This window comes from Streptomyces sp. SID12488 (genome assembly GCF_010548275.1).
Classification (GTDB): Bacteria; Actinomycetota; Actinomycetes; order Streptomycetales; family Streptomycetaceae; genus Streptomyces.
Genome location: NZ_JAAGLT010000021.1, coordinates 1 through 20910, shown reverse-complemented (window position 1 = coordinate 20910; position 20910 = coordinate 1). Strand labels below are relative to the sequence as shown.

Here is a 20910-nt window from a genome sequence, read left to right as displayed (position 1 = left end):
GGAGGCGGGACGCGGAATGAGAACGGCGCGTGCCGAACTCGCCCTGAAGTCGCTCACCGTCGACCTCGACCCCCGTGAGCGCCTCCGCCGCATCCTCGAACAGACGCTCGTCTTCGCGGGCGCGACCGTCGCCGCGGTCTACACCCCGGGCGACACCGGTGACGTGCTGTGTCTCGTCGAGTCGGCCGGCGTGCCGCGGACGCTGTACGGCCTGCGCGACAGCTACCCCGTGGCCGCCCACTCGCCCGCCGCGGACGCCCACCGCACCGGACGGCCGGTCTGGCTCGGCCCCGACGAACTCGCCGAGTGCGCCGAGTACCGGCGGATGCCGGCCGGCGACGTTCACCTGGCCGCCCTGCCCGTGCGCGCGGGCGCGGCGGTCGGTGACGGGGGCTGTCTGCTCGCCGTGACGGAGCATCCCGGGGGCTTCGACGAAAGCGCCCGGGACTGCCTCGGGCTGCTCGCCGAAGCCGTCGCCTGGCCCGCTCCGCCCGCCGCAGGAGACCCCGGCGAACTGGCGGCCGGTGCCTTCAGCCTCGCCATGGACAGCGGGCGCGTCGAGGTCGGCGACGAACTCCTCGAACTGTTCGCCCTCGACCGGGCGGACTTCGACGGCAAGGTCGAGACCCTGCTCGGCCTGACCGTGCCCGAGGACCTGCCCTCCCTGATGTCGGTCGTCGAGGCCGACCACATGTCCATCGGCGACCGGGAACTGGAGTTCCGGGTGCTCCAGCCCGCCGGCCCGCCGAGATGGCTGCGGCTGCGCGGGCGGCTCGTGACCGCCGGGGAGGGACGGGCCGCCCGGCTCGTGGGCACGGTCGGCGACGCCTCCACCCTGCGCTCCGGCGTCACCGACGTGGCCCGCGTCCAGCGCCTCGCCGCAGCCCTGGCCACCGCCGGAACCGTCCGTGACGTCAGCCAGGCGGTTGTCACCGCGCTGCGCGAGCCGCTGCTGGCCGACCGGATCGCCCTCGCCGAACTGGACAACGAACGGCTCGTCGTCACCGTCCTCGACCCGCCCGAACCCGAGTCCTGGCCCGAGCTGTGGCGGCTGGAGTGGCGCTCCGAGTGGCCCGAGTCACCCGTCCGCTCCATGCCGACACTGGCCGCCGCCCTGCGCGAGGGCAGGGCCGCCATCTGGCCCGCGGGCACCGAACTGGAGCCCGCGCTCGACGGCGTCGGCCCCGGCGGACTCGCCGTGCTGCCGCTGCCCGCCGGCGGCCGGATGGCCGGCATCTGCCTGATCGGCTGGGACAGCCCGCACGAGTTCGGCACCGACGAACGCGCCCTGCTCACCGCCGCCGCCGGCCTCGCCGGACAGGCACTGACCCGCGCCCACGCCTTCGACGCCGAACACGAACTCGTGGGGATGCTGCAGCGCTCCCTGCTGCCCCGCCGCCTGCCCAAGCTGCCCGGCGGAGTCGCCGAGGCCCGCTACCTCCCGACCACCGAGGGCCTGGAGGTCGGCGGCGACTGGTACGACGTGATCCCGCTGCCCGACAACCATGTCGGCCTCGTCATCGGCGACGTCCAGGGCCACAACGCGGGCGCCGCCACCCTCATGGGCCAGATGCGCACCGCCCTGCGCGCGTACGCCGTCGAGGGCCACCCGCCGGACGTCGTCGTCTCCCACGCCAACCGTCTCCTTGTCGACATGGAGACCGACCTCTTCGCCACCTGCTGCTATGTCGAGGTCGACATGGAGGAGGGCACCGCCTGGTACGTCCGCGCCGGCCACCTCCCCCCGGTCGTCCGCCATCCCGACGGCACCACCGAGATCACCGAGTCCGACGTCGGCCCCCCGCTCGGCGTGCTGGCCCGGGCCGAGTACCCGATGAGCATGCTCCGCCTCCAGCCCGGCACCCTCATCGCCCTCACGACCGACGGTCTCGTCGAGTCCGCCCAGATCGACATCGAGGACGGCCTCGACGCTCTCGCCGCAGACCTCGCCGCCGCCGACCCCGCCCACCTCGGCCTGGTCGCCGACGCCCTGCTCGCGGGCGCCAACCGCAACGACGACGTGGCACTGCTCCTGCTGCGCTACGACGGCATGGAACTGCGCCCGCTGCGGGAGAGCTGGACGGTGTGGCGGGTGCCCGAGGCGGTCCGGCACGCCCGCCGCTTCACCCGGCGCACCCTGCGCGCCTGGGGTGTGGCGGGGGAACCGGGCGTCCAGGAGAACATGGACACCATCCTCCTCGTCGTCTCCGAGCTGGTCACCAACGCCCTCGTGCACACCGACGGGCAGGTCCGTCTCGACCTCACCCTCTTCAACGGCCGACTGCGCGTCGCCGTCGCGGACAACTCGCCCCGTACACCCATCAGACCGACGAACCTCGGCTGGGAGGCCACCGGCGGCCGGGGCATGCTCCTGGTCGAGGCCATGTCGGCGGCCTGGGGAACCGTCCCGGTCAGCGGCGGCAAACAGGTGTGGAGCGAGCTCGTGCTGGAGCCCTGAGGACGCGCGGGCCGGCTCCCGTACCGGTCACGCTGCGGCACCGGATATTACGTCGTGGGAAATCGCAGCTAGGGTGAACGGATGAAGGCTCTCGTGCTCTCCGGCGGCGCCGGCACGCGGCTTCGGCCGATCACCCATACCTCGGCGAAGCAGCTCGTACCCGTGGCCAACAAGGCCGTGCTGTTCTACGGCCTGGAATCCCTCGCCGACGCGGGCATCACCGAGGTCGGCATGATCGTCGGTGACACCGCCGCCGAGATCGAGGAAGCGGTCGGCGACGGATCGAAGTTCGGCCTGAAGGTCACCTACATCCCGCAGGAGAAGCCCCTGGGCCTGGCCCACGCGGTGCTGATCGCGCGGGACTTCCTCGGTGACGAAGACTTCGTCATGTACCTCGGCGACAACTTCATCATCGGCGGCATCAGCGACCTCGTCGCCGAGTTCCGCAGACTGCGCCCCGACGCCCAGATCCTGCTCACCCAGGTGCCCGACCCGCGATCCTTCGGCGTCGCCGAACTCGACGCGGACGGCCAGGTGATCGGCCTGGAGGAGAAGCCCGAGCACCCCAAGAGCGACCTCGCGCTCGTCGGCGTGTACCTCTTCACCCCGGCGATCCACGACGCCGTACGCGCCATCAGCCCCTCCGGGCGCGGCGAGCTGGAGATCACCCACGCCATCCAGTACCTCATCGACGCCCGGTCCGACGTACGATCCACGCTCATCAAGGGCTACTGGAAGGACACGGGGAACGTCACCGACATGCTGGAGGTCAACCGCATGGTCCTGGAGGGCCTGGATCGGCGGATCGACGGCGACGTGGACGACGCGTCCGAGACCATAGGGCGAGTGGTGATCGAGGCCGGCGCGAGCATCAGCCGCTCACGCATCGTCGGACCCGTCGTCATCGGCGCCGGAACCGTCGTCAGCGACTCCTACGTCGGGCCGTTCACCTCCGTCGCGGAGAACTGCCGGATCACCGACAGCGAGCTGGAGTTCTCCATCGTGCTGCGGGACTCGTCCATCGCCGGGGTGGGCCGCATCGAGTCCTCGCTCATCGGCAGGCACGTCGAGGTGACCCCGGCTCCCAGTGTTCCCAGCGCCCACCGACTAGTCCTCGGAGACCACAGCAAGGTGCAGATCCACTCATGAACCTCCTCGTCACCGGCGCCGCCGGATTCATCGGCTCCACGTACGTCCGCACCCTCCTCGCGTCCGACGCCCCCGACGCGCCCCGGATCACCGTGCTGGACAAGCTCACGTACGCGGGCACCCTGGAGAACCTGCCGGTCGGGCACCCCCGGCTGAAGTTCGTCCAGGGCGACATCTGCGACGCCGAACTCGTCGACAAGCTGATGGCCGAGGCCGACCAGGTGGTCCACTTCGCCGCCGAGTCCCACGTGGACCGCTCGATCGACGGGGCTGCCGACTTCGTCCGTACCAACGTGGTGGGCACCCAGGTGCTGCTGGACGCGGCCCTGCGCTACGGCGTCGGCCCCTTCGTGCACGTGTCCACCGACGAGGTGTACGGCTCGATCGAGTCCGGCTCCTGGCCCGAGGACCATCCGCTGGCCCCCAACTCGCCCTACTCGGCGTCGAAGGCGTCCTCGGACCTGCTCGCCCTCGCCTACCACCGTACCCACGGCCTCGACGTCCGCGTCACCCGCTGCTCCAACAACTACGGGCCGCACCAGTTCCCCGAGAAGGTCATCCCCCTCTTCGTCACCAACCTGCTGGACGGAAAGAAGGTCCCGCTCTACGGCGAGGGCCTCAACGTCCGCGACTGGCTGCACGTCGACGACCACTGCCAGGGCATCGACCTGGTGCGCACCGGCGGCAGGTCCGGCGAGGTCTACAACATCGGCGGCGGCACGGAACTGAGCAACAAGGAGCTCACCGGGCTGCTCCTGGAGGCCTGCGGGGCCGGCTGGGACAGCGTGGAGTACGTCGAGGACCGCAAGGGCCACGACCTGCGCTACTCCGTCGACTGGGGCAAGCTCCACGACGAGCTGGGCTACACCCCGCGCCACGACTTCGCCGCCGGACTCGCCGCCACCGTCGCCTGGTACCGCGACAACCGCGCCTGGTGGGAGCCCCTCAAGCGCCTCGTCGGCGCCGACGAGAAGGGCGACCGGGGCGGGAAGCGGGTAAGCGAATGAAGTGGCTGGTGACCGGCGCCGCCGGCATGCTCGGCCACGACACCGTCGCGGAACTCCTCAGGCGCGGTGAGGACGTCGTGGGCCTCGCCCGCGCCGCTCTGGACATCACCGACCCCGACGACGTGCGCCGCGTCCTCGCCGAACACCGCCCGGACCTGGTCGTCAACTGCGCCGCCTACACCGCCGTCGACGACGCCGAGACGGACGAGGAGACGGCGCTGCTGATCAACGGCGTCGGGCCGCGCCTGCTCGCCCAGGCCTGCGCCGAGCACGGCGCCAGGCTGATCCACGTGTCCACCGACTACGTCTTCGACGGCGAGGCCCGCAGCGCCCCGTACCCCGAGGACCACACCCCGGCCCCGCGCACGGCGTACGGCCGCACCAAACTCGCCGGTGAACAGGCCGTCCTGGCCACGCTTCCCGACGCGAGCGCCGTCCTGCGCACGGCTTGGCTGTACGGCGCCCACGGCGGCAACTTCGTGGCTACGATGATCGGCCTGGAGGCGCGTCGGGACACCCTCGACGTCGTCGACGACCAACGCGGCCAGCCCACCTGGAGCGCCGACGTCGCAGAACTGATCGCCGACCTCGGACCTCGGATCGGCCCCGAGGCGAACGGTATCCTGCACGCCACCAACTCCGGCGAGGCCACCTGGTTCGAGCTGGCGCGTGAGGTGTTCCGCCTCATCGACGCCGACCCGGACCGCGTACACCCCACCACCAGCGCGGCCTTCGTCCGGCCCGCACCCCGACCCGCGTACAGCGTCCTCGGCCACGGCCGCTGGCAGCAGACCGGTCTCGGACCTCTCCGCGACTGGCGTACCGCCCTGCACGAAGCACTGCCACACATCCGCAAGGAGATTTCCTAGTGAAACGCCATGAGTTCCTCCGGGAGCTCCACAAGGTCAGCGCGAACAGGAACTACCTGGAGATCGGCGTCAACGACGGCCGAAGCCTGACCCTGTCCCGGGTACCGAGCATCGCGATCGACCCCGCGTTCAAGGTGGTCTCGGAGATCCGCACCGACGTCCATCTCGCGAAGGCGACCAGCGACGACTTCTTCGCCCGGGAGAACCCCCTCGCCCACCTCAAGGGCGGCCGGCACCCGCTGCGCAACCTGGCTCGCAACCGCAGCCCGTTCGGCCACTGGCAGCGCACCACGCTCGACCTGTCGTTCATCGACGGCATGCACCTGTTCGAGTACGCGCTGCGCGACTTCATCAACGTCGAGAAGCACTCGGACTGGGCCAGCGTCATCGTCCTCGACGACATGCTGCCGCGCAGCATCGACGAGGCCGCCCGCGACCGGCACACCAACGCCTGGACCGGTGACGTCTACAAGCTGATCGAGATCCTCGCCCGGTACCGTCCCGACCTGGTCACGGTCCTCGTCGACACGGCGCCCACCGGACAGCTCATCGTCTTCGGCGCCGACCCCGACAACACGGTACTGAAGGACAAGTACGACGAGATCATCGCGGAGTTCGAGGTCCCGGACCCGCAGAAGGTGCCCGAGAGCGTCCTGGAGCGGACGCCCGCGATCAAGCCGGAGACCTTCGTCGAGGCCGGCTTCTGGGCCCCGCTCGTCAGGTCCCGCAACCGCGGCACCAAGCGCGGAAAGGGCCTGGAGCAGCTGCGCCGCAGCCTGGCGCCGCTGAGCACCAGCCGCTGACGCCGGACCGAGCGAAACCTGCGGCCCCGGCAGCTGATCACTGATCAGCTGCCGGGGCCGCGGTTCGTTTCCGTGGGGGGAGTTACCGGTTGCCGCGCAGCTCCGCGTAGTACGCCTTGCACTCCTCGTACGAGGGCAGCAGCCCGGACCGCTCCGCCTCCGCCAGTGTCGGCGCCTCGGCGTCCTTCTCCGACAACACCGGTTCGATGCCCTCGGGCCAGGCGATGCCCAGCTCCGGGTCGAGCGGATTCACCCCGTGCTCACGGCCCGGCGCGTACCCCGTCGAGCACAGGTACACCACGGTGGCGTCGTCGGTGAGCGCCATGAAGGCGTGCCCGAGGCCTTCCGCGAGGAACACGGCGTGCCGGGTCTCGTCGTCGAGCCTTACCGCCTCCCACTGGCCGTAGGTGGGTGAGCCGACCCGGATGTCCACCACGACGTCCAGGACCGCGCCGCGCACACATGTCACGTACTTGGCCTGGCTCGGCGGTACGTCCGAGAAGTGCACCCCGCGGACGACGCCCCGGCGCGAGACCGAGCAGTTCGCCTGGGCCAGGGAGAGGTCGTAGCCGGTGGCCTCGCGGAACTCCTCGCCCCGGTACCACTCGTGGAAGGCGCCCCGGTCGTCCGGGAAGATCTTCGGCTCCAGTACCCAGGCGCCTTCGATGTCCAGTGCTCGCATGCTGTCAGGCTCCGTTTCCGCGTCGCAGGCCGGCCTTGCGCGCGATCTTCCCGAGGGTGCGCCGCACCTTGCGGACCAGCCGCTGCCCGGTGCTCGGCCCGGCCGGCCTGGCGGGCCGCACGACCTGCACACGGCCACCCTTGGCGGTGAGGCCGACGGACATCGCCAGGAAGCGCGGCTCGCCGGCCACCGGGGCCAGGCACAGCGACGGCTTCCACGTCCCGTCGGCCAGCGCACGGCCGGGCAGTGTCGCCTCGACGAACGCTCCGGAACCCTCGGAGGCGCCGGACAACGTGCCGGACACCTCCACGGGCTCGGCGACCGCCGACGAGGTCAGACGCAGCAGCGCCTCGGTGTCGCCGGGCACGTGCAGGGGGAGTGCCACCCGCAGACGGTCACCCGTGACGGTGACATCGTCCGGCTTGAGGCGGCCGAGGCCCACGCCCTTGACCGCGCGGTCGACGTCCAGGGACAGCGTGGCCTGCTTCGCGGTCCAGTAGGGCAGGACCACACGATCGGCGACCACACCGGCCGACGGCACCGGACGGGGGTCCAGCTTCACCGGGCCGAGACGGCACTCTCGGGTCCAGCCGCCCAGCTTGATGCGGACGAACACGTCGAACAGACCGCCGCCGAGGGCCACACCGCCCGCCGCCGTGCCGGGGTCGACGGTGGCCGTGCCGCGCAGCACCAGCCGTACCTGCTGCCCGTCCTCGTCGGCAGGGAGGATCTCGCGGGTGAGCTCCACCGGCTGGAAGAACTGGGCGGCCGTGGTCCGCTCGCGGACCAGGAAGTCCGCCGTCGCACTGCCGAACCGGGCGACGGTGGACGCGCCCACCCGGGCGATCGCGTCGTCGGCGTCGGTGGGTGTGCCGTCCAGGTCGGCGCCGTCGCTGTCGTCCTCGGCGGGGAACGCCATCGGCTTGCCGCGCGACGTGAACTCGGCGGTGAAGCCGACGTGCAGGACGCCGTCACGCCACTCGACGGTCTGCGGGGTGGCCGTGGGGGCGAGCGACGCCTCCCACTCGGCGAACGCCACCACGTCGTCCAGCCGGTCGGCGGCGATCAGCGCCGCCACGATCCGCTGCGCCTCCTGCATACCGTTGGCGACACCCGGGCCGAAGCGCTCGACGACGACCCCGCGGATCTCGTCGAACATCTCCTTGCGGTAGTCCTCCGGCAGCTTGAGAAGCCGGTTGCCGCGCATGCGCTCGACCATCTCGTTGCGCAGCCACCGCCGGTAGAGCCGGTCGCGCACCACGCCGGGCTCGGTGTACTGCTCGACGACGTCGAGGGCCTCGCGGAGGTTACGGAAGTAGCCGACCGGGTCGAAACGCTGGAACCCCGCGTTCGAGGCGTCGTCGCGCTTGACGTGGTAGTAGCAGACGTAGTCGCTGAGCACGGAGACGTTGTCCGCGCGCAGATAGGCCTCGGTCACGAAGACATGGTCCTCGAGACGCCGCCTGCCCTCGGGGAAGCGCAGGCCGATGCGGTCGAGGAACGCGCGGCGGAGCATCTTGTGCGGGGTGAGGCTGTCGATCAGCGGGGCGTTCTCGACACTGGCCTTGGGGTGGTTGTGCCGGAACAGCTCGACCGGGACCGGGCGGCCCTTGCCGGCCATCTTGCCGACGATCACATCCGCGCCGTTGGCCACGCCGTACTCGTACATCCGCTCGAGGGCCTCGTCACCGAGGTAGTCGTCGTTGTCGACGAACATGACGAACTCGCCCTGCGAGGCCTCGATACCGACGTTGCGCGGTTTGCCCGACCAGCCCGAGTTCTCCTGGTGGATGACCTGGAAACGCGGTTCCTCCGCGGCGAGCTGGTCCAGCCGGGCCGGCGTCCCGTCGGTGGAACCGTCGTTGACGAAGATCACTTCGTACTCGTCGGCGGGCAGCGACTGCCGCAGCAGCGACGCGACGCAGTCCTCGATGTACGGTCCCGGGTTGTACACCGGAACGATGACGCTGACCTTGACCGGCATGCGGCTGGAAGCTCCCTTTTGGCTCTACTCCCCGTTCCGCAAAGGCACGGTCGGGCTGCCTGATACTAACCGGGCGAGGACCCCCGCGACCTGCCGGGGCGAGGCCCCAAGGGGCGCGCGAGCGCCCTGAAGGGGCGCGGGGAACTGCGCGACAAGCCACGATGTAGCCGCAGCCGCGCAACGGCATATCACGCCACCCCCAGCAGCGCGCTTACGCTCAGGTTCGTGCGCCTTCTCCTCCTCTCCGACACCCACCTCCCCAAACGCGCCAAGCAACTGCCGGCGGCACTCCTCACCGAACTCCCACTCGCCGACGTCGTCTTCCACGCCGGTGACTGGGTCGACACGGCCACTCTCGACCTCCTGGAGAGCCGTAGCCGTCGTCTGGTCGCCGTGTACGGCAACAACGACGGTCCCGACCTGCGGGCCAGACTCCCCGAGGTGGCGTACGCCGACCTGGGAGGCCTGCGCTTCGCGGTCGTCCACGAGACGGGCCCCGCCCAGGGCCGGGAGGCCCGCTGCGCCGCCCGCTTCCCCGGCATCGACGTCCTGGTGTTCGGCCACAGCCACATCCCGTGGGACACCACCTCGGACACCGGCCTGCGGCTGCTGAACCCCGGCTCACCGACGGACCGGCGCCGCCAGCCGCACTGCACGTACCTGACGGCGACGGTGACGGACGGCGGTCAGCTCACCGACGTGGAGCTGCACAGGCTGCCTCCCCGTCAGGCCTGACCCGCCTTCGGCGGATGAATCGCGCCGCCCGTCGCCGTCAGCGCCACCCGCTGCCGCCCCACCGCACGGCGACGATCTCGGCGGCCACGGACACCGCCACGTCCTCGGGCGTACGGGTGCCCAGATCCAGCCCGATGGGGGAGTGCGGCCGGGACAGCTCGGGGCCGGTGAGGCCGGCCTCCGCCAGCCGTCCGCGACGGTCGTCGTCAGTGCGGTGGCTGCCTATCGCCCCGACGTACGCGGCGGGCCGGCGCAGCGCCTCCTCCAGCAGCGGTACGTCGAACTTCGGGTCGTGGGTCAGGACGCAGAACACCGTGCGCAGCGTCGACGTTGACGAGCGCACCCTGCGGGAGATCCATTTCCCGGCGTTCGAGCGGAACGTGATCGAGGCGCGTCCCGCGAGGGCAGTGTGCGCCTCGCACCGCTTCGTCCCCCACCGCTTCCGCCGTCGCATACGCCGTATGGCATCTTGACGAACTCCACATCGCCCCACGGCGCGACCTCGACGACACCGGCGCGGGGTGTGCGCCACGATGGGGGAGTGTCAGCACATCGCCGACACCGGGCGTGAGACGACCGGGTGGGCGCTGGTACCCGCCGTCAGCTCACCGCGGTGATCGTGACCCTGGCCACCGCGCCGTCGCCCCGTAGGGTCAGCGCCGCCGGGCCTTCGTGACGCACGCAGTCGAGACGGCCGAGGGTGGTCTCCCGGCCATCCGGTCCGCCGACGGCGATCCCCTCGGTGACGGCCATGACGAGCAGGGTCTCGCCCGTGGCGCAGGCCAACTCGGCCCCCCGCGCGGCGGCGACGGTGATGATCCGCACCTGTGCCGTCGCCCGGCTCCTGCGGGTCATCACATTCATGTTGCGGACCGCGCCCGCCTCCAGTCGGCAGTCCGTCGTCGCGTCGCCGGAGAACGCGAAGGGACTCAGCGGCCCGACCGGATGCGCTGTTCCGTCCACCGTCAGCACCATGCCCTCGCCCTCGACGGGGGTGATCACGCGGTCGATCCCGGGAAAGACGGAGAAGGAGCCTCCTGCGTCCACGTCCGCGACACTCACCCGCCAGTCGAAGCCGTCCGTGGTCTCCGCCGAGGCCAGGGGCGCCTGCACGGTGCCCGACGCGACCTCTCGGGTCACACCCCCGCCGTTCTTCCACGGCATGCTGCGGTACTGGCTCCAGCGCAGAGCATCTCCGCCCATCCCGCACCGCCTCCTTTTTTCCGTCATCCGGTCGGCTGCCCTCACCGGCGAACCCGTGCCACCGGTCTCTCTGTTGTCGGACCGCGGGAGCGCCCAGGCACAGACCGGACAGGTCGAGCCCCGGGGCTCGCGAGCCGGAGGCTCACCTTACGTTTTGGCGTGCTGGGTGTCGGCGGGGTGGTGGGCGACAAGGAGTGGCCAGGTCAGTTCAGCCATCTCGGCGCACCGTGATCGACGCACACACCCTGCCGTCGCCGGGCGGACGGAGCAGTGCATTCACTCCAAAAAGGGCACGTCGTCGGTAAGCTGCCGCAGTTCTCACTCTGCTCCGGAGGTCCAGCATTCACTCCAGTTCGCTCAACGAGTGCAACTCCGCAAACTCGTCAGCGAGTACGCCCATTACGACGAGATCATGGTGTCGGTTGGCAAAGAACACGTGATCGCGCAGGCGCCCCTCCTCGGCGAAGCCGAGACGGCGATGCAGTGCCAGCGATGCCTCGTTGTGCGCGAAGATCCGCGCCTCGCACTTGTGGTATCGCCGCTCGGCGAACATGAATCGCAGCAGCATCACCACGGCTTCTGCCGCGTAGCCCTTACGCCGGTGCCCAGCGCCCATCGTGATGCCGTACTCGAACCGTCCCGCCCGCGGATCTGCGTGGTGCGAGCCGACAGCCCCCACGATCTGCCCCGTGTCCACGGCTTCGATGGCCAACGTGAAGCAGTCACCATCGGACTTCGCGACGGCCTGTTCCTTCGCCCGGGCGCGGAACCCCTCGGCAGACCCAGGCGGATGCAGCAGGTCTCCCGACCGCTCCTCATCGACAGCGAAGCCCACGAACGCCGTCCAGTCCTCGGGTTCGATACCGCGCAGACGTACCCGCTTACCAGTCCAGAACGAAGTCACCCCCTATTCGATCACGCCCCAAGATGCGATGCGCAGGTCCTCCTGACTCTGGCCTGAACTGCCTTGTCATACCGGTGGAGCCAGATCAACTTCGTACCATGGAGCCGCGAAACGCTGGTGTGCTGGTGCCAAAGAAGTGCTTACAAACACCGGCCTCACGCCCGATCTGCCGGGCCGGTTGCAAACCCAGGATTGCGGTTGCCGCGTCGTACCGGCTGCGGGTCACCGGGAGTGGAGGGTGCCGTCGACCCGGAGCCGGTGTTGCGAGTGTGGTCCGGTCCATCTTTCTCAGTGCCTGTTGCGTGCCTGTTCCAGGGCTGTACGCATTTCCTTGGTGTCGGCCTGCTTCCCCGGGTCTTGGAAGAAGGGCAGGCGGGGGTCGGACAGGTAAGGGAGGACGTCGGTGGGGCTGCCCTCCTGGATGCGCCGACTCTCCGCCGTGGCGCAGGCGTCCACGGTGTCGTAGCGAGGCGGTCGAGGAGGGCGTTGACGGACTTTTTGGCCGCGTCGTCGTCACCGGCGATGGGCAGCGCGCTGCGGTCGGAGGGTCCGGCGGAGCGGGCGAGGGAGATGAGGTTTTCGATGTAGATGGTGTTGAACGTCCGACAAGCCTTCCAACCGTTCCAGGGAGTTCCAGATCAGGCGAAGGAGTCCAGGTCAACGCCTGAAACTCCGCGTCGGCTCACAGAGTCCGTGAGATCTGTGTGAGGGAGCGTGAGACGAAGAAGCCCCGCCCGGCGCGACGCCGGGCGGGGCTTCTGGCGTATCTACAGCCGGTCAGCTCACCCGTGCCGCCACGTGCGCCACGGGCGCGTGATCAGCTCCCGGAAGGTGTGGTGGGACGGGTTCTTGCCGCAGTGCTTCAGCACCCACGCCTGCCCGTCGGCGAAGTCCTCTGATGCCTCCGAGGACTCCTCGCACACCGCGCACTCCAACGCGTACGTCGTCGGCTCGGCGTCCGGCTCTCGGTCGGGTTGCAAGGTCGTAGTCGCCGCTGCGTGCGGCGGACGTGGCGGCGCTCATGGTGAGGGCGCCCCACACCTTCAGTCCGTCGGCCGTGTCTGTGTGCCCGCCGCCTTCGATGCTCTCAGCTGCGCGCAGGGCGATCCCTAGGGCGTCTGCCAGACGGCCTTGCCGCTGGTAGGTCCAGGCGACAGAGTTCACGATCATGGGGACCAAGAGCGGGTCTGCGGACTGCTCGGCTGCGCTTATGGCGCGTTCCAGGCTCGTGAGCGCAAGGTCTGTCTTGCCCATCCGCACGGCGACGTGCCCAGCGAGCTGGAGTGTCTTACCCAGGGCTGCGAAACCGGCCCTACGGTCGCCGTCGCTGCCTGACACCGTCGCGGAACGCGCATCGGTGATCAGGTCGGGGAGGCTCTTCATCACGGTGTCGAACTCGGCTGCGTGGTACTGCGACCATCCGTCTGCGATGTGCTCGCGCAGTCGGTCCATGGAGAAGTCCGGGCCGGTCGGTTCCGGCTGCGGTCCCCAGAGCGCGGGCATGATGACGCGGCGCACGGCGACGAAGCGCGGCCCGTCGCTCTCTCCGCTTGCCGCGACCGCCGGAGGGTCGCCCAGGAGCGTGGTCAGCTCCACGCCCAAGCCGTTGGCGAGCGCGTGAAGCGTGGGGAGTCGTGCCGAGTGCTTTCGCCGCTGTTCGAGCTGACGGATGACGTCGACTGACACGTTGGAACGCTCGGTCAGCTCTTCTTGCGTCAGGGCGGCCAGACGGCGCAAGCGGCGCAGAGTCTTCCCCAGGTCTTCGTTTGCCACGCTGCCACGGTACGCGGATATGCCTCTTCAGCAGCAGAGAGCCGCACGGTCGCCGGGGCGCAGTGCGTTCAGGTCACCGGGGGGCGACCAAGGTGTACGCCACCAGCCACCGCGCGCAACCCCGAGAGCGTTGACCTGCCCGGAGGGAGGTGCTCCGGCTCGACATCACCGACCCGCACTCCGTCGCCACAGAACACCTTGGTCACCGGTGTGTATCTGGGCCCCACCGACACCGACATGGCCCGTGGGGTGCTGTTCGAGAGGAACGACCCGGCCGACGTCGTCAGGTCCGCGCTCGACGGGACCGAGGTCATCGCCGACCCGAAGTCCGCGCAGGCCAAGGCGAACCTGTCCCTCGATCCAGCCACGGTCCACGCGCCGGCCGCAGCCACCGCCTGACCACCACCATCACGCGCCACGGGGCGCGACAAGTCGTAACCGAAGAGCGCCCCGTCCGCTTCTTCCTTGCTCGGACACCGAAAGAAGGCATCCCCGGACGGGACAGAGGCCCCCGCGCGCGAGGGTGTCGTGCTCACTCCATGGTGAGGACGATACGGCCCTGGAGCCCACCCCGGGTCGTGCCTCGGTGGCCCTCGCCCTACAAGTAGCAGCACCGGTAAGGGGGTTGCCGCAGGAGGAGGCACGAGTGGTGCGACGGGACAGTGCGCGGACGATGGCCTCGGTGACCGCAATTGCGGTCGCGGCTGCGGCGTCGGCTCTCCACGGAGCCGAGCTCGCCAACGCGGAGAATGCCGACGCGATGGAGTCGGCGAGATCAGCGTTCGCCCCACCGTCCAGGCGTGACAGTTGCCGTCACCGGCACCGGTTCGGTCCACCCGCAAGCTGAACAGGCGGCCGGTCTCGAACGGCTCGTCGGGTAGCGGCTGCGGCAGCGGGCGTTCGACGCCGAAGTACTCGCCGATCGTGCGGGGCCGCGACCGGATGCGGTGGTCGTCGTCCTCGGCGTCCCATCGCTCGACCATCGTGTTGAGTTCGGCGAGGGCGTCGAATTCCGGGACGGGGGTCAGGTGGTTCGCGGCCCCATCAGGTCGGCGACCTCAGTCGACGGACATCGGTTCACACGAGCCATCCGATCCGCCCACGACGCGAACGCCGCGTCCGCCCGTGGAGTTCGCCCGCCGCGTGCCAGCGTCCGAGCGCGGGGAGAATGTCACGCGCGATCTGCTCCTTTTGTCGCCCATGTGACGTGATGATCGCCCATGGGCGTCAAAAGCTGAAGATTACTCAGGAGTCAGTTGGTATTGACGACTCCTGATGCGCGCGGGACTGTAATGCACATGTCGAAGTTGCGTGTGCATCTGCTCGGCGTACTGGTCCTGGTCACGGGTTTCCTGACCACCGTCGGCTCCCAGCCCGCTCGGGCCGACACCCTTTGGTTCGACTCTCCTACTTCCACCACCCTCACCGTCCAGAACGGTCGGTTCACCGACGCTCTGGGCCGAGAGGTGGTACTCCGCGGCTACAACGTCTCCGGTGAGACGAAGCTCAAGGAGAACAACGGACTGCCCTTCGCCTCGGTCGCCGACGCCAAGAAGTCGGCGACCGCCCTGCGAGCGCTCGGCGGCGGCAACAGCGTCCGCTTCCTGCTCTCCTGGGCGTATGCGGAGCCTGTTCGTGGCTCGGTGAGCAGCGGTTATCTGGCCGCCGCCACCGCTCAGATGGGTGCCTTCCTGGACGCGGGCATCCGTGTCTACCCCGACTTCCACCAGGACCTCTACTCCCGCTGGCTCTTCGACTCGGACAGCTGGTACACCGGCGACGGCGCCCCCAAGTGGGCGGTCGACCTCGGCAACTACCCGGACGAGTACTGCGGGATCTGCCCCTTCTGGGGACAGAACATCACCTCGAACGCGGCGGTGACGAAGGCGACTTACGACTTCTGGCACAACACCTACGGAATCCAGGACTCGTTCCTCGACACCGCGCAGAAGACGATGACGTACCTGAAGCAGAACCTCACCAGTGCCCAGTTCACGGGTGTCGTCGGCTTCGACCCCTACAACGAGCCGCACGCGGGAACGTACGACTCGGGCCAGACCAGCCGGGCCTGGGAGAAGGACGTCCTGTGGCCCTTCTACGTCAAGTTCCGCGCCCGGATGGACTCGGCGGGCTGGCAGGACAAGTCCGCCTTCGTAGAGCCGAACCTCTTCTGGAACGGCAACATCGACTTCCAGCGGCAGGAGGGCGGACTGCTCGACGCGGGGACCATCGGTCCGCGCTATGTCTTCAACACCCACTTCTACGACCAGAAGGCGATCTCCGGCATCTTCATGTGGGGCAAGGCCGAGGACGGCCAGTACGCCACGGACATGGGTACGGTCCGTGACCGGGCCGCCGCGGGCGGTACGACGGGGATCGTCAGCGAGTTCGGCCACCCGCTGAACGGCAACGTCTCCGACAAGGCGCCGACCGTCCTCAAGGCGATGTACCAGGGGCTCGACTCCCGGGTGAAGGGGGCGAGTTGGTGGGCCAACGCCAGCGGATCGGGGCCGGTACTCTCCGGCAGCCAGTGGCAGTGGGACATCTACAACGGCCGCCACCACGAGCTGATGAACGACAACGCAGACAAGGTGCTCACCACCGGTGACGCCTGGAACGACGAGGACCTGTCCGCCGTACGCCTCGACGACTCCGGTACGGCGGTCCTGCGGCAGGACGCCCGGATGCTGGACCGCGTCTATCCGGGCGCCACGGCGGGGACGACGCTCGCCTTCACCTACGAGGACCGCTCCCGGGACGGGTCCACGACCCTCACCTGGAACCCGGTACCGAGTTCACTGCCCAACGTGTCCTCGCTGGTGGGCTCGGGGCAGTACAGCGTGCTGGTGTGGCGGTCGAAGGGCATCTCGGCGCCGACCGAACTCCATCTGCCGGCGTCCTTCCCGACGGCGACCACCACGGTCGTCTCCGACCTCGGCACGGTCTACGGCCCGCCGGCCTACACCAGTACGACCCCGATCGCGGCGGGCACCGATCCCGGTGGCACGGGAAGCCGCCGCCTGCTGCTCACCGCGCCGGACTCGGGAGTCCTGCACTACGCGCTGGTGACCAACGGGGCGACGGCTCCCTCGGCGACCGTACTCAGTGCCGCGCGGGCCGAACTGGCTTCGTGGGCCGCGCAGGAGTTCAGCTAGCCGATCCACCGGCGGTCAACTGACCTGCGAATATGGGTCAGTTGGTCGCCGGGCCAGTCCAGTCCGCCTCGACATGGCCGAGGCGGACGCGCTGGGGGTGGTCGCCGACCGGCACGGACACCGTCTTAAGCCCGGTGGCGAAGTCGATGGCCGTGATCTGGTCGGCGCCGCTCTCCGAGATCACGCAGGACTTGCCGTCGCCGCTCACCGTGGCCCAGTAGGGCTTCGAGGCCGGGACGAGCGGACCCTCCTGGAGCGTCGTACGGTCGACGACCGTCGCGTAGTCGTCCATCGTGCCCGCGACGCACAGTTTCGTGCCGTCCGGCTTCATCGAGATGCCGTGGTGGCGCGAGTCGTTGACGAACGTGGTGCGGTCGTCGCTGGTCGCCGGGTTCTTCGGCAGGGTCTTCGTGCGGGTGATCTTGTCGGTGGCGATGTCGTACTCGAAGAAGCCGTTGAAGAACGAGACCTGGAAGTACAGCTTCGACTCGTCGGGCGAGAAGGTGGCCGGGCGGACCGCGTCCGAGAAGTCCGTGAGGCCGATGGCGTTGAGCCGGTCCCGCATGTCGATCACCTTCACCTGCTTGAAGGTGGCCGCGTCGACGACCGTGATCTTCCGGTCGCCCTTCGTGAAGTCCTGCCATGGAGCGTCCTGGTTGGTGTTGACGTCACCGATGGCCATGTTCCAGATGTACTTGCCGTCCTTGGTGAAGATGTTCTCGTGCGGCTTGTCGCCGGTGGCGAACGAACCGATCTGCGCGCCGGTGTTGATGTTCAGCACGTGCACGGTGTTGGAGATCGAGGCGGAGACCGCGACCCGGGTCCCGTCGGGGGAGACCGCCATGTGGTCGGAGCGATAGCCCGACACGGGGAAGCGCCAGTTGATCGCCCCGGTCGCGAGGTTGATCGACACGACGTCGGCGAAGCTCGGCCGGGAGACCACCACCGACTTGCCGTCCGGGGTGGAGTACATGTCGTCGACCAGCTGGTCGTGGCCCTCGCCGACCCCGTTGCGGATGGCCATGAAGTAGATCCACTTGATCGGGTCGGCGTTGATCGCGGCCAGCCGCGCCGCCTTGTCCGGTACGACGTTGATGCGGCCGATCTTGGCGAAGTCGCCGGTGGACTTGACGACGTCCGCGGTGCCTTCCCAGTTGTTGCCGACGAACAGGACCTCGCGCAGGCTCGCGGCGCTGGCGTCCTCGGCGTCGGTCGCCGCGACGGCGGCGGACGCGGGGGCGGTGATGGTTAGGACGAGAGCGGCGGCCATGGCACAGAGGTACCTGGATCTGGAAGCAGGCATGAGTGCTCTCCCTTCCGGGAGTGAATGGATCGACTGTGGCGGGTGCATGACATGTGGGGCAAAAGGGGGAACATGACTGAATGTGGTTGTGGTCGGAAAACTGAACACGGTCACGTTCAGATTGGACTTACTGGAAAGTAAGGAGGGGGTGCCCTTCTCCACAAGACTCCGTGCAGGACAAACTTGGCCACCGGACCGACGAAGGAGGGTTCATTGGCGGGCAGACTCAGGGCGCCGACCGGCCGTTACGCGGGCAAGACAGCCGAGGAACGACAGACCGAAAGGCGCCGGAGATTTCTGGACGCCGCACTCCAGATGTTCGGCGACGCCCCGGGCTACCGCTCGACGACCGTCGCCGCGCTCAGCGAGGCGGCCGGTCTGTCGACGCGCCAGTTCTACGAGGAGTTCCGCACCCTCGAGGACGTCCTGGCCGCCCTTCACCTCCAGGTCAACGACTGGGCCGAGGGAGCCGCGCTCACCGCGCTGACCGCCGCCGAGGGCCTGCCCCTCGCCGAACGAGCCGCCGCGATCTTCCGCGCCTACGCCGCCAACGTCACCGCCGACCCGCGCCGCATCCGGCTGACCTTCGTCGAGATCATCGGCGTCAGCGCCCGCCTGGAGGAACAGCGCCTCGCCCGCCGCTCCCGCTGGGTGAACCTCATCTGCACGGAGGCGGAGGCCGCCGTCGCCCGCGGGGAGGCGGCGCCCCGCGACTACCGGCTCGCCGCCACGGCGTTCATCGGCAGCGTCAACGGCCTGCTGCACGACTGGAGCGCCGGGTGGGTGGACGCCACGCTGGACGAGGTGGTGGACGAACTGGTGCGGATGCTGCTGGGCATCCTGCGCCCGGCGGGCTGGGTGCCCCCGGGTCGCGAGGACATTGGGGGCGCTGGGGGCGCCTGACGATACCGGCGTTTCGCGGGCGGGGGTATGGCCGTGTGCCCGGCGGTGCTCAGCCGGACAGCCGGTTCAGTGACTCCAGTACGGGCCCTACGCCGTCCTCCGCGCCGATCCGGTCCGCGAGAGCGCGCGCCCGTTCTCCGTACGAGGGGTCACGGGTCGCCCGTACCAGGGCCGAGGCCAGCGTGGCGGTCGTCAGCCTCCGCAACGGAACCGGCCGCGGCGCCACGCCCAGGGAGACCAGCCGGGCCGCCCAGAAACCCTCGTCGAACTGGACCGGCACGGGCACCGCCGGGACCCCGGCTCGCAGACCGGCGGCAGTCGTGCCCGCGCCGCAGTGGTGGACCACGGCAGCCATACGCGGGAACAGCGCGGAGTGCGCCACTTCGCCGATGGTCAGCATGTCGTCGCCGGCCGCTTCGAGCTCGCCCCAGCCGCGCTGGATCACCCCACGCAGCCCGGCCTGCCGCAGGGCCCCGACGACGGCCGCGCTCAGCCGCCCGGGATCGGGCACGGTGGCGCTGCCCAGGCCCACGAAGACGGGCGGGGGACCCGAGGCGAGGAACTCCTCCAGCTCGGGCGACAGCCGGGGCTCGGTGTCGTACGGCCACCAGTAGCCGCAGATGTCGAGCCCAGGGCGCCAGTCACGGGGCCGGGGTACCACCAGCGGGCTGAAGCCGTGATGAACCGGCCAGCCCTGGAGTTCCCGGGCGCGCCGGGCGGCACCCGGGGCGCGGTGGGGGAGGCCCAGCCGGGCGCGTACGGCGGGCACGGTCGAGGCGAAGACCTGCTCGACGGCCATGCTCACCCCGTTCCCGGCGAGCCGGTTGCCCGCCACGCCCCAGGAGTGGCCCCCGAGGACGGGCGGCCCGAACTCCCCTGTCGGGGCGAGCGGTTGGAGGTACACACCCATGCTCGGCAGCCGCAGCCCCTCCGCGATGGTGTGCCCCAGGGGGCCCAGCGAGCTGGACAGCAGCAGTACGTCGTTCACTCGGGCGGCGGCCAGCAGTTCGTCGGTCATCCGCCCGACGAGCCGCCGCGCCATCTCGACCATCCGCAACAGCTTCCCGGCCCCGGTCGAACTGCGGTGCAGCCCACGCCCGCGCGCCGACTCCAGCTCCGCCCTGGGGTCCACGGGCAGAGCATGGAACCCGATTCCGGCCCCCGCCACCAGTGGCTCGAAGCAGCCGTGCGTAACCAGGGTGACCTCGTGCCCGGCACGGGCCAGCCCGTGTCCGAGCCCGGTGAAGGGGGCCACGTCACCCCGCGAACCTGCCGTCATGATCGCTACACGCACGGGGGCCAGTATGGCGCCCAGCGCGGGCGCGGGGAACTGCGCGACCGGACCCCACCGGCCGGTGCTCGACGAACTGCCCCTCGCGCGGAGCGCCTAGCGCCGTAGCGGGGCCAGGAGCAGAAGGGTGAGGGGTACTGTCGTCGCCGCAAGCGTCAGGCACACGGCTGCCAACCGGGCTTTGAGGCGGCGGTACTTCGCCTCGTACTCGGCCCGCAACTCCGCGCTGCGGGCCGCAGTGTGCTGCCAGGAGGCGCGGGCGAGAGCGAGGTGCTCCGCAGCGAACCGGCTTTCCAGTTCGGCTCGCTGACGGCTCGTCAGCCAGTCGAGGCGGGCGGTGAAGCGGACGGCCGCTTCATGTCCCTCCTGGCGTGTGGCGGCGATGAGCAGGTGGCCCTGGATCTCGTTGACCAGGGTCGTCATGTCCACCTGTCGGTCGTCGTCTCTCGTGGTCACCGGTGGGTCAACTCCTGCTGCTGGGCGGAGTGGTGGAGGTCGAAGGCCGGGGATTCGCTGCGGATCCGCGGCAGGGTGAGGAAGTTGTGGCGCGGGGGCGGGCAGGATGTGGCCCACTCCAGCGAACGGCCGTAGCCCCACGGGTCGTCGACCTCGACCTTCTTGCCGTACTTCGCGGTCTTCCACACGTTGTAGAGGAACGGGAGCACGGACAGACCGAGCAGGAACGAGCTGA

Annotated in this window: 17 protein-coding genes and 2 pseudogenes; 9 read left to right on the top strand and 10 right to left on the bottom strand. The window is 69.8% G+C overall.

Annotated features, from left to right (window positions below):
• Positions 1-16 precede the first annotated feature (16 nt).
• The 5 genes from G3I56_RS27725 (at position 17) to G3I56_RS27705 (ending at position 6286) form a co-directional block, all read left to right on the top strand.
• Complete coding sequence (locus tag G3I56_RS27725) at positions 17-2458, top strand: SpoIIE family protein phosphatase (RefSeq protein ID WP_164413564.1); 2442 nt, start codon at positions 17-19, stop codon at positions 2456-2458.
• A gap of 81 nt (positions 2459-2539) precedes the next feature.
• Positions 2540-3607, top strand: a complete 1068-nt coding sequence (locus G3I56_RS27720; RefSeq protein WP_164413562.1) for a glucose-1-phosphate thymidylyltransferase — start codon at positions 2540-2542, stop codon at positions 3605-3607.
• A complete protein-coding gene (rfbB, locus tag G3I56_RS27715; protein ID WP_164413560.1) occupies positions 3604-4614 on the top strand; it encodes a dTDP-glucose 4,6-dehydratase in 1011 nt (336 codons plus the stop codon). The genes G3I56_RS27720 and rfbB overlap by 4 nt, the downstream gene beginning before the upstream one ends.
• The gene (gene rfbD / locus G3I56_RS27710; RefSeq protein ID WP_164413558.1) at positions 4611-5483 is read left to right on the top strand and encodes a dTDP-4-dehydrorhamnose reductase; all 873 of its coding nucleotides are present in this window, start codon (positions 4611-4613) and stop codon (positions 5481-5483) included. Before rfbB ends, rfbD begins: the two co-directional genes overlap by 4 nt.
• On the top strand, positions 5483-6286 hold the full coding sequence (locus G3I56_RS27705) for a class I SAM-dependent methyltransferase (protein ID WP_164413556.1): 804 nt from the start codon (positions 5483-5485) through the stop codon (positions 6284-6286). Before rfbD ends, G3I56_RS27705 begins: the two co-directional genes overlap by 1 nt.
• A gap of 82 nt (positions 6287-6368) precedes the next feature.
• Here G3I56_RS27705 and rfbC read toward each other — a convergent pair whose 3' ends face one another.
• Positions 6369-6968 carry a dTDP-4-dehydrorhamnose 3,5-epimerase gene (rfbC, locus tag G3I56_RS27700; protein WP_164413554.1) on the bottom strand — a complete coding sequence of 200 codons (600 nt, stop codon included), beginning with the start codon at positions 6966-6968 and terminating at the stop codon, positions 6369-6371.
• Positions 6969-6972: 4 nt separating this feature from the next.
• Entirely contained in the window at positions 6973-8952 is a 1980-nt protein-coding gene (locus tag G3I56_RS27695) for a glycosyltransferase family 2 protein (protein WP_164413552.1), read from the bottom strand.
• A 225-nt stretch (positions 8953-9177) separates the two neighbouring features.
• Here G3I56_RS27695 and G3I56_RS27690 point away from each other — a divergent pair, with 225 nt between their 5' ends.
• Positions 9178-9687, top strand: a complete 510-nt coding sequence (locus tag G3I56_RS27690; protein WP_164413550.1) for a metallophosphoesterase — start codon at positions 9178-9180, stop codon at positions 9685-9687.
• Here G3I56_RS27690 and G3I56_RS27685 read toward each other — a convergent pair.
• The 4 genes and pseudogenes from G3I56_RS27685 to G3I56_RS27665 form a co-directional block, all read right to left on the bottom strand.
• Positions 9678-10036 (bottom strand): annotated as a pseudogene (locus G3I56_RS27685) (XdhC family protein); the annotation flags it as partial. The gene G3I56_RS27690 and the pseudogene G3I56_RS27685 overlap by 10 nt on opposite strands.
• 251 nt (positions 10037-10287) lie before the next feature.
• Positions 10288-10890, bottom strand: coding sequence for a HutD family protein (locus G3I56_RS27680; protein ID WP_164413548.1), 603 nt, complete (start codon positions 10888-10890; stop codon positions 10288-10290).
• A gap of 343 nt (positions 10891-11233) precedes the next feature.
• Positions 11234-11794, bottom strand: coding sequence for a GNAT family protein (locus tag G3I56_RS27675; protein ID WP_164413546.1), 561 nt, complete (start codon positions 11792-11794; stop codon positions 11234-11236).
• Positions 11795-12571: 777 nt separating this feature from the next.
• Positions 12572-13567, bottom strand: coding sequence for a helix-turn-helix domain-containing protein (locus tag G3I56_RS27665; protein WP_343240068.1), 996 nt, complete (start codon positions 13565-13567; stop codon positions 12572-12574).
• 198 nt (positions 13568-13765) lie between these two features.
• On the opposite strand from G3I56_RS27665, the gene G3I56_RS27660 reads away from it, so the two are divergent.
• Complete coding sequence (locus G3I56_RS27660; RefSeq protein WP_164413544.1) at positions 13766-13966, top strand: hypothetical protein; 201 nt, start codon at positions 13766-13768, stop codon at positions 13964-13966.
• An 893-nt stretch (positions 13967-14859) separates the two neighbouring features.
• On the top strand, positions 14860-16722 hold the full coding sequence (locus G3I56_RS27655) for a cellulase family glycosylhydrolase (RefSeq protein WP_164413542.1): 1863 nt from the start codon (positions 14860-14862) through the stop codon (positions 16720-16722).
• A 37-nt stretch (positions 16723-16759) separates the two neighbouring features.
• Here the strand turns inward: G3I56_RS27655 and G3I56_RS27650 are convergent, their stop codons facing one another.
• Positions 16760-18025 (bottom strand): YncE family protein, encoded by a 1266-nt coding sequence (locus G3I56_RS27650; protein ID WP_164413540.1) that lies wholly within the window; start codon positions 18023-18025, stop codon positions 16760-16762.
• A gap of 213 nt (positions 18026-18238) precedes the next feature.
• Here G3I56_RS27650 and G3I56_RS27645 point away from each other — a divergent pair, with 213 nt between their 5' ends.
• Complete coding sequence (locus G3I56_RS27645; RefSeq protein ID WP_164413538.1) at positions 18239-18928, top strand: TetR/AcrR family transcriptional regulator; 690 nt, start codon at positions 18239-18241, stop codon at positions 18926-18928.
• 49 nt (positions 18929-18977) lie between these two features.
• On the opposite strand, the gene G3I56_RS27640 is transcribed toward G3I56_RS27645, so the two are convergent.
• The 3 genes and pseudogenes from G3I56_RS27640 to G3I56_RS27630 form a co-directional block, all read right to left on the bottom strand.
• Entirely contained in the window at positions 18978-20207 is a 1230-nt protein-coding gene (locus tag G3I56_RS27640) for a glycosyltransferase (protein ID WP_164413788.1), read from the bottom strand.
• A 108-nt stretch (positions 20208-20315) separates the two neighbouring features.
• Positions 20316-20675: a hypothetical protein gene (locus G3I56_RS27635; RefSeq protein ID WP_343240067.1), complete on the bottom strand. Its 360-nt coding sequence runs from the start codon at positions 20673-20675 to the stop codon at positions 20316-20318.
• A 29-nt stretch (positions 20676-20704) separates the two neighbouring features.
• Positions 20705-20910, bottom strand: a pseudogene (locus tag G3I56_RS27630) (cytochrome ubiquinol oxidase subunit I); the annotation flags it as partial.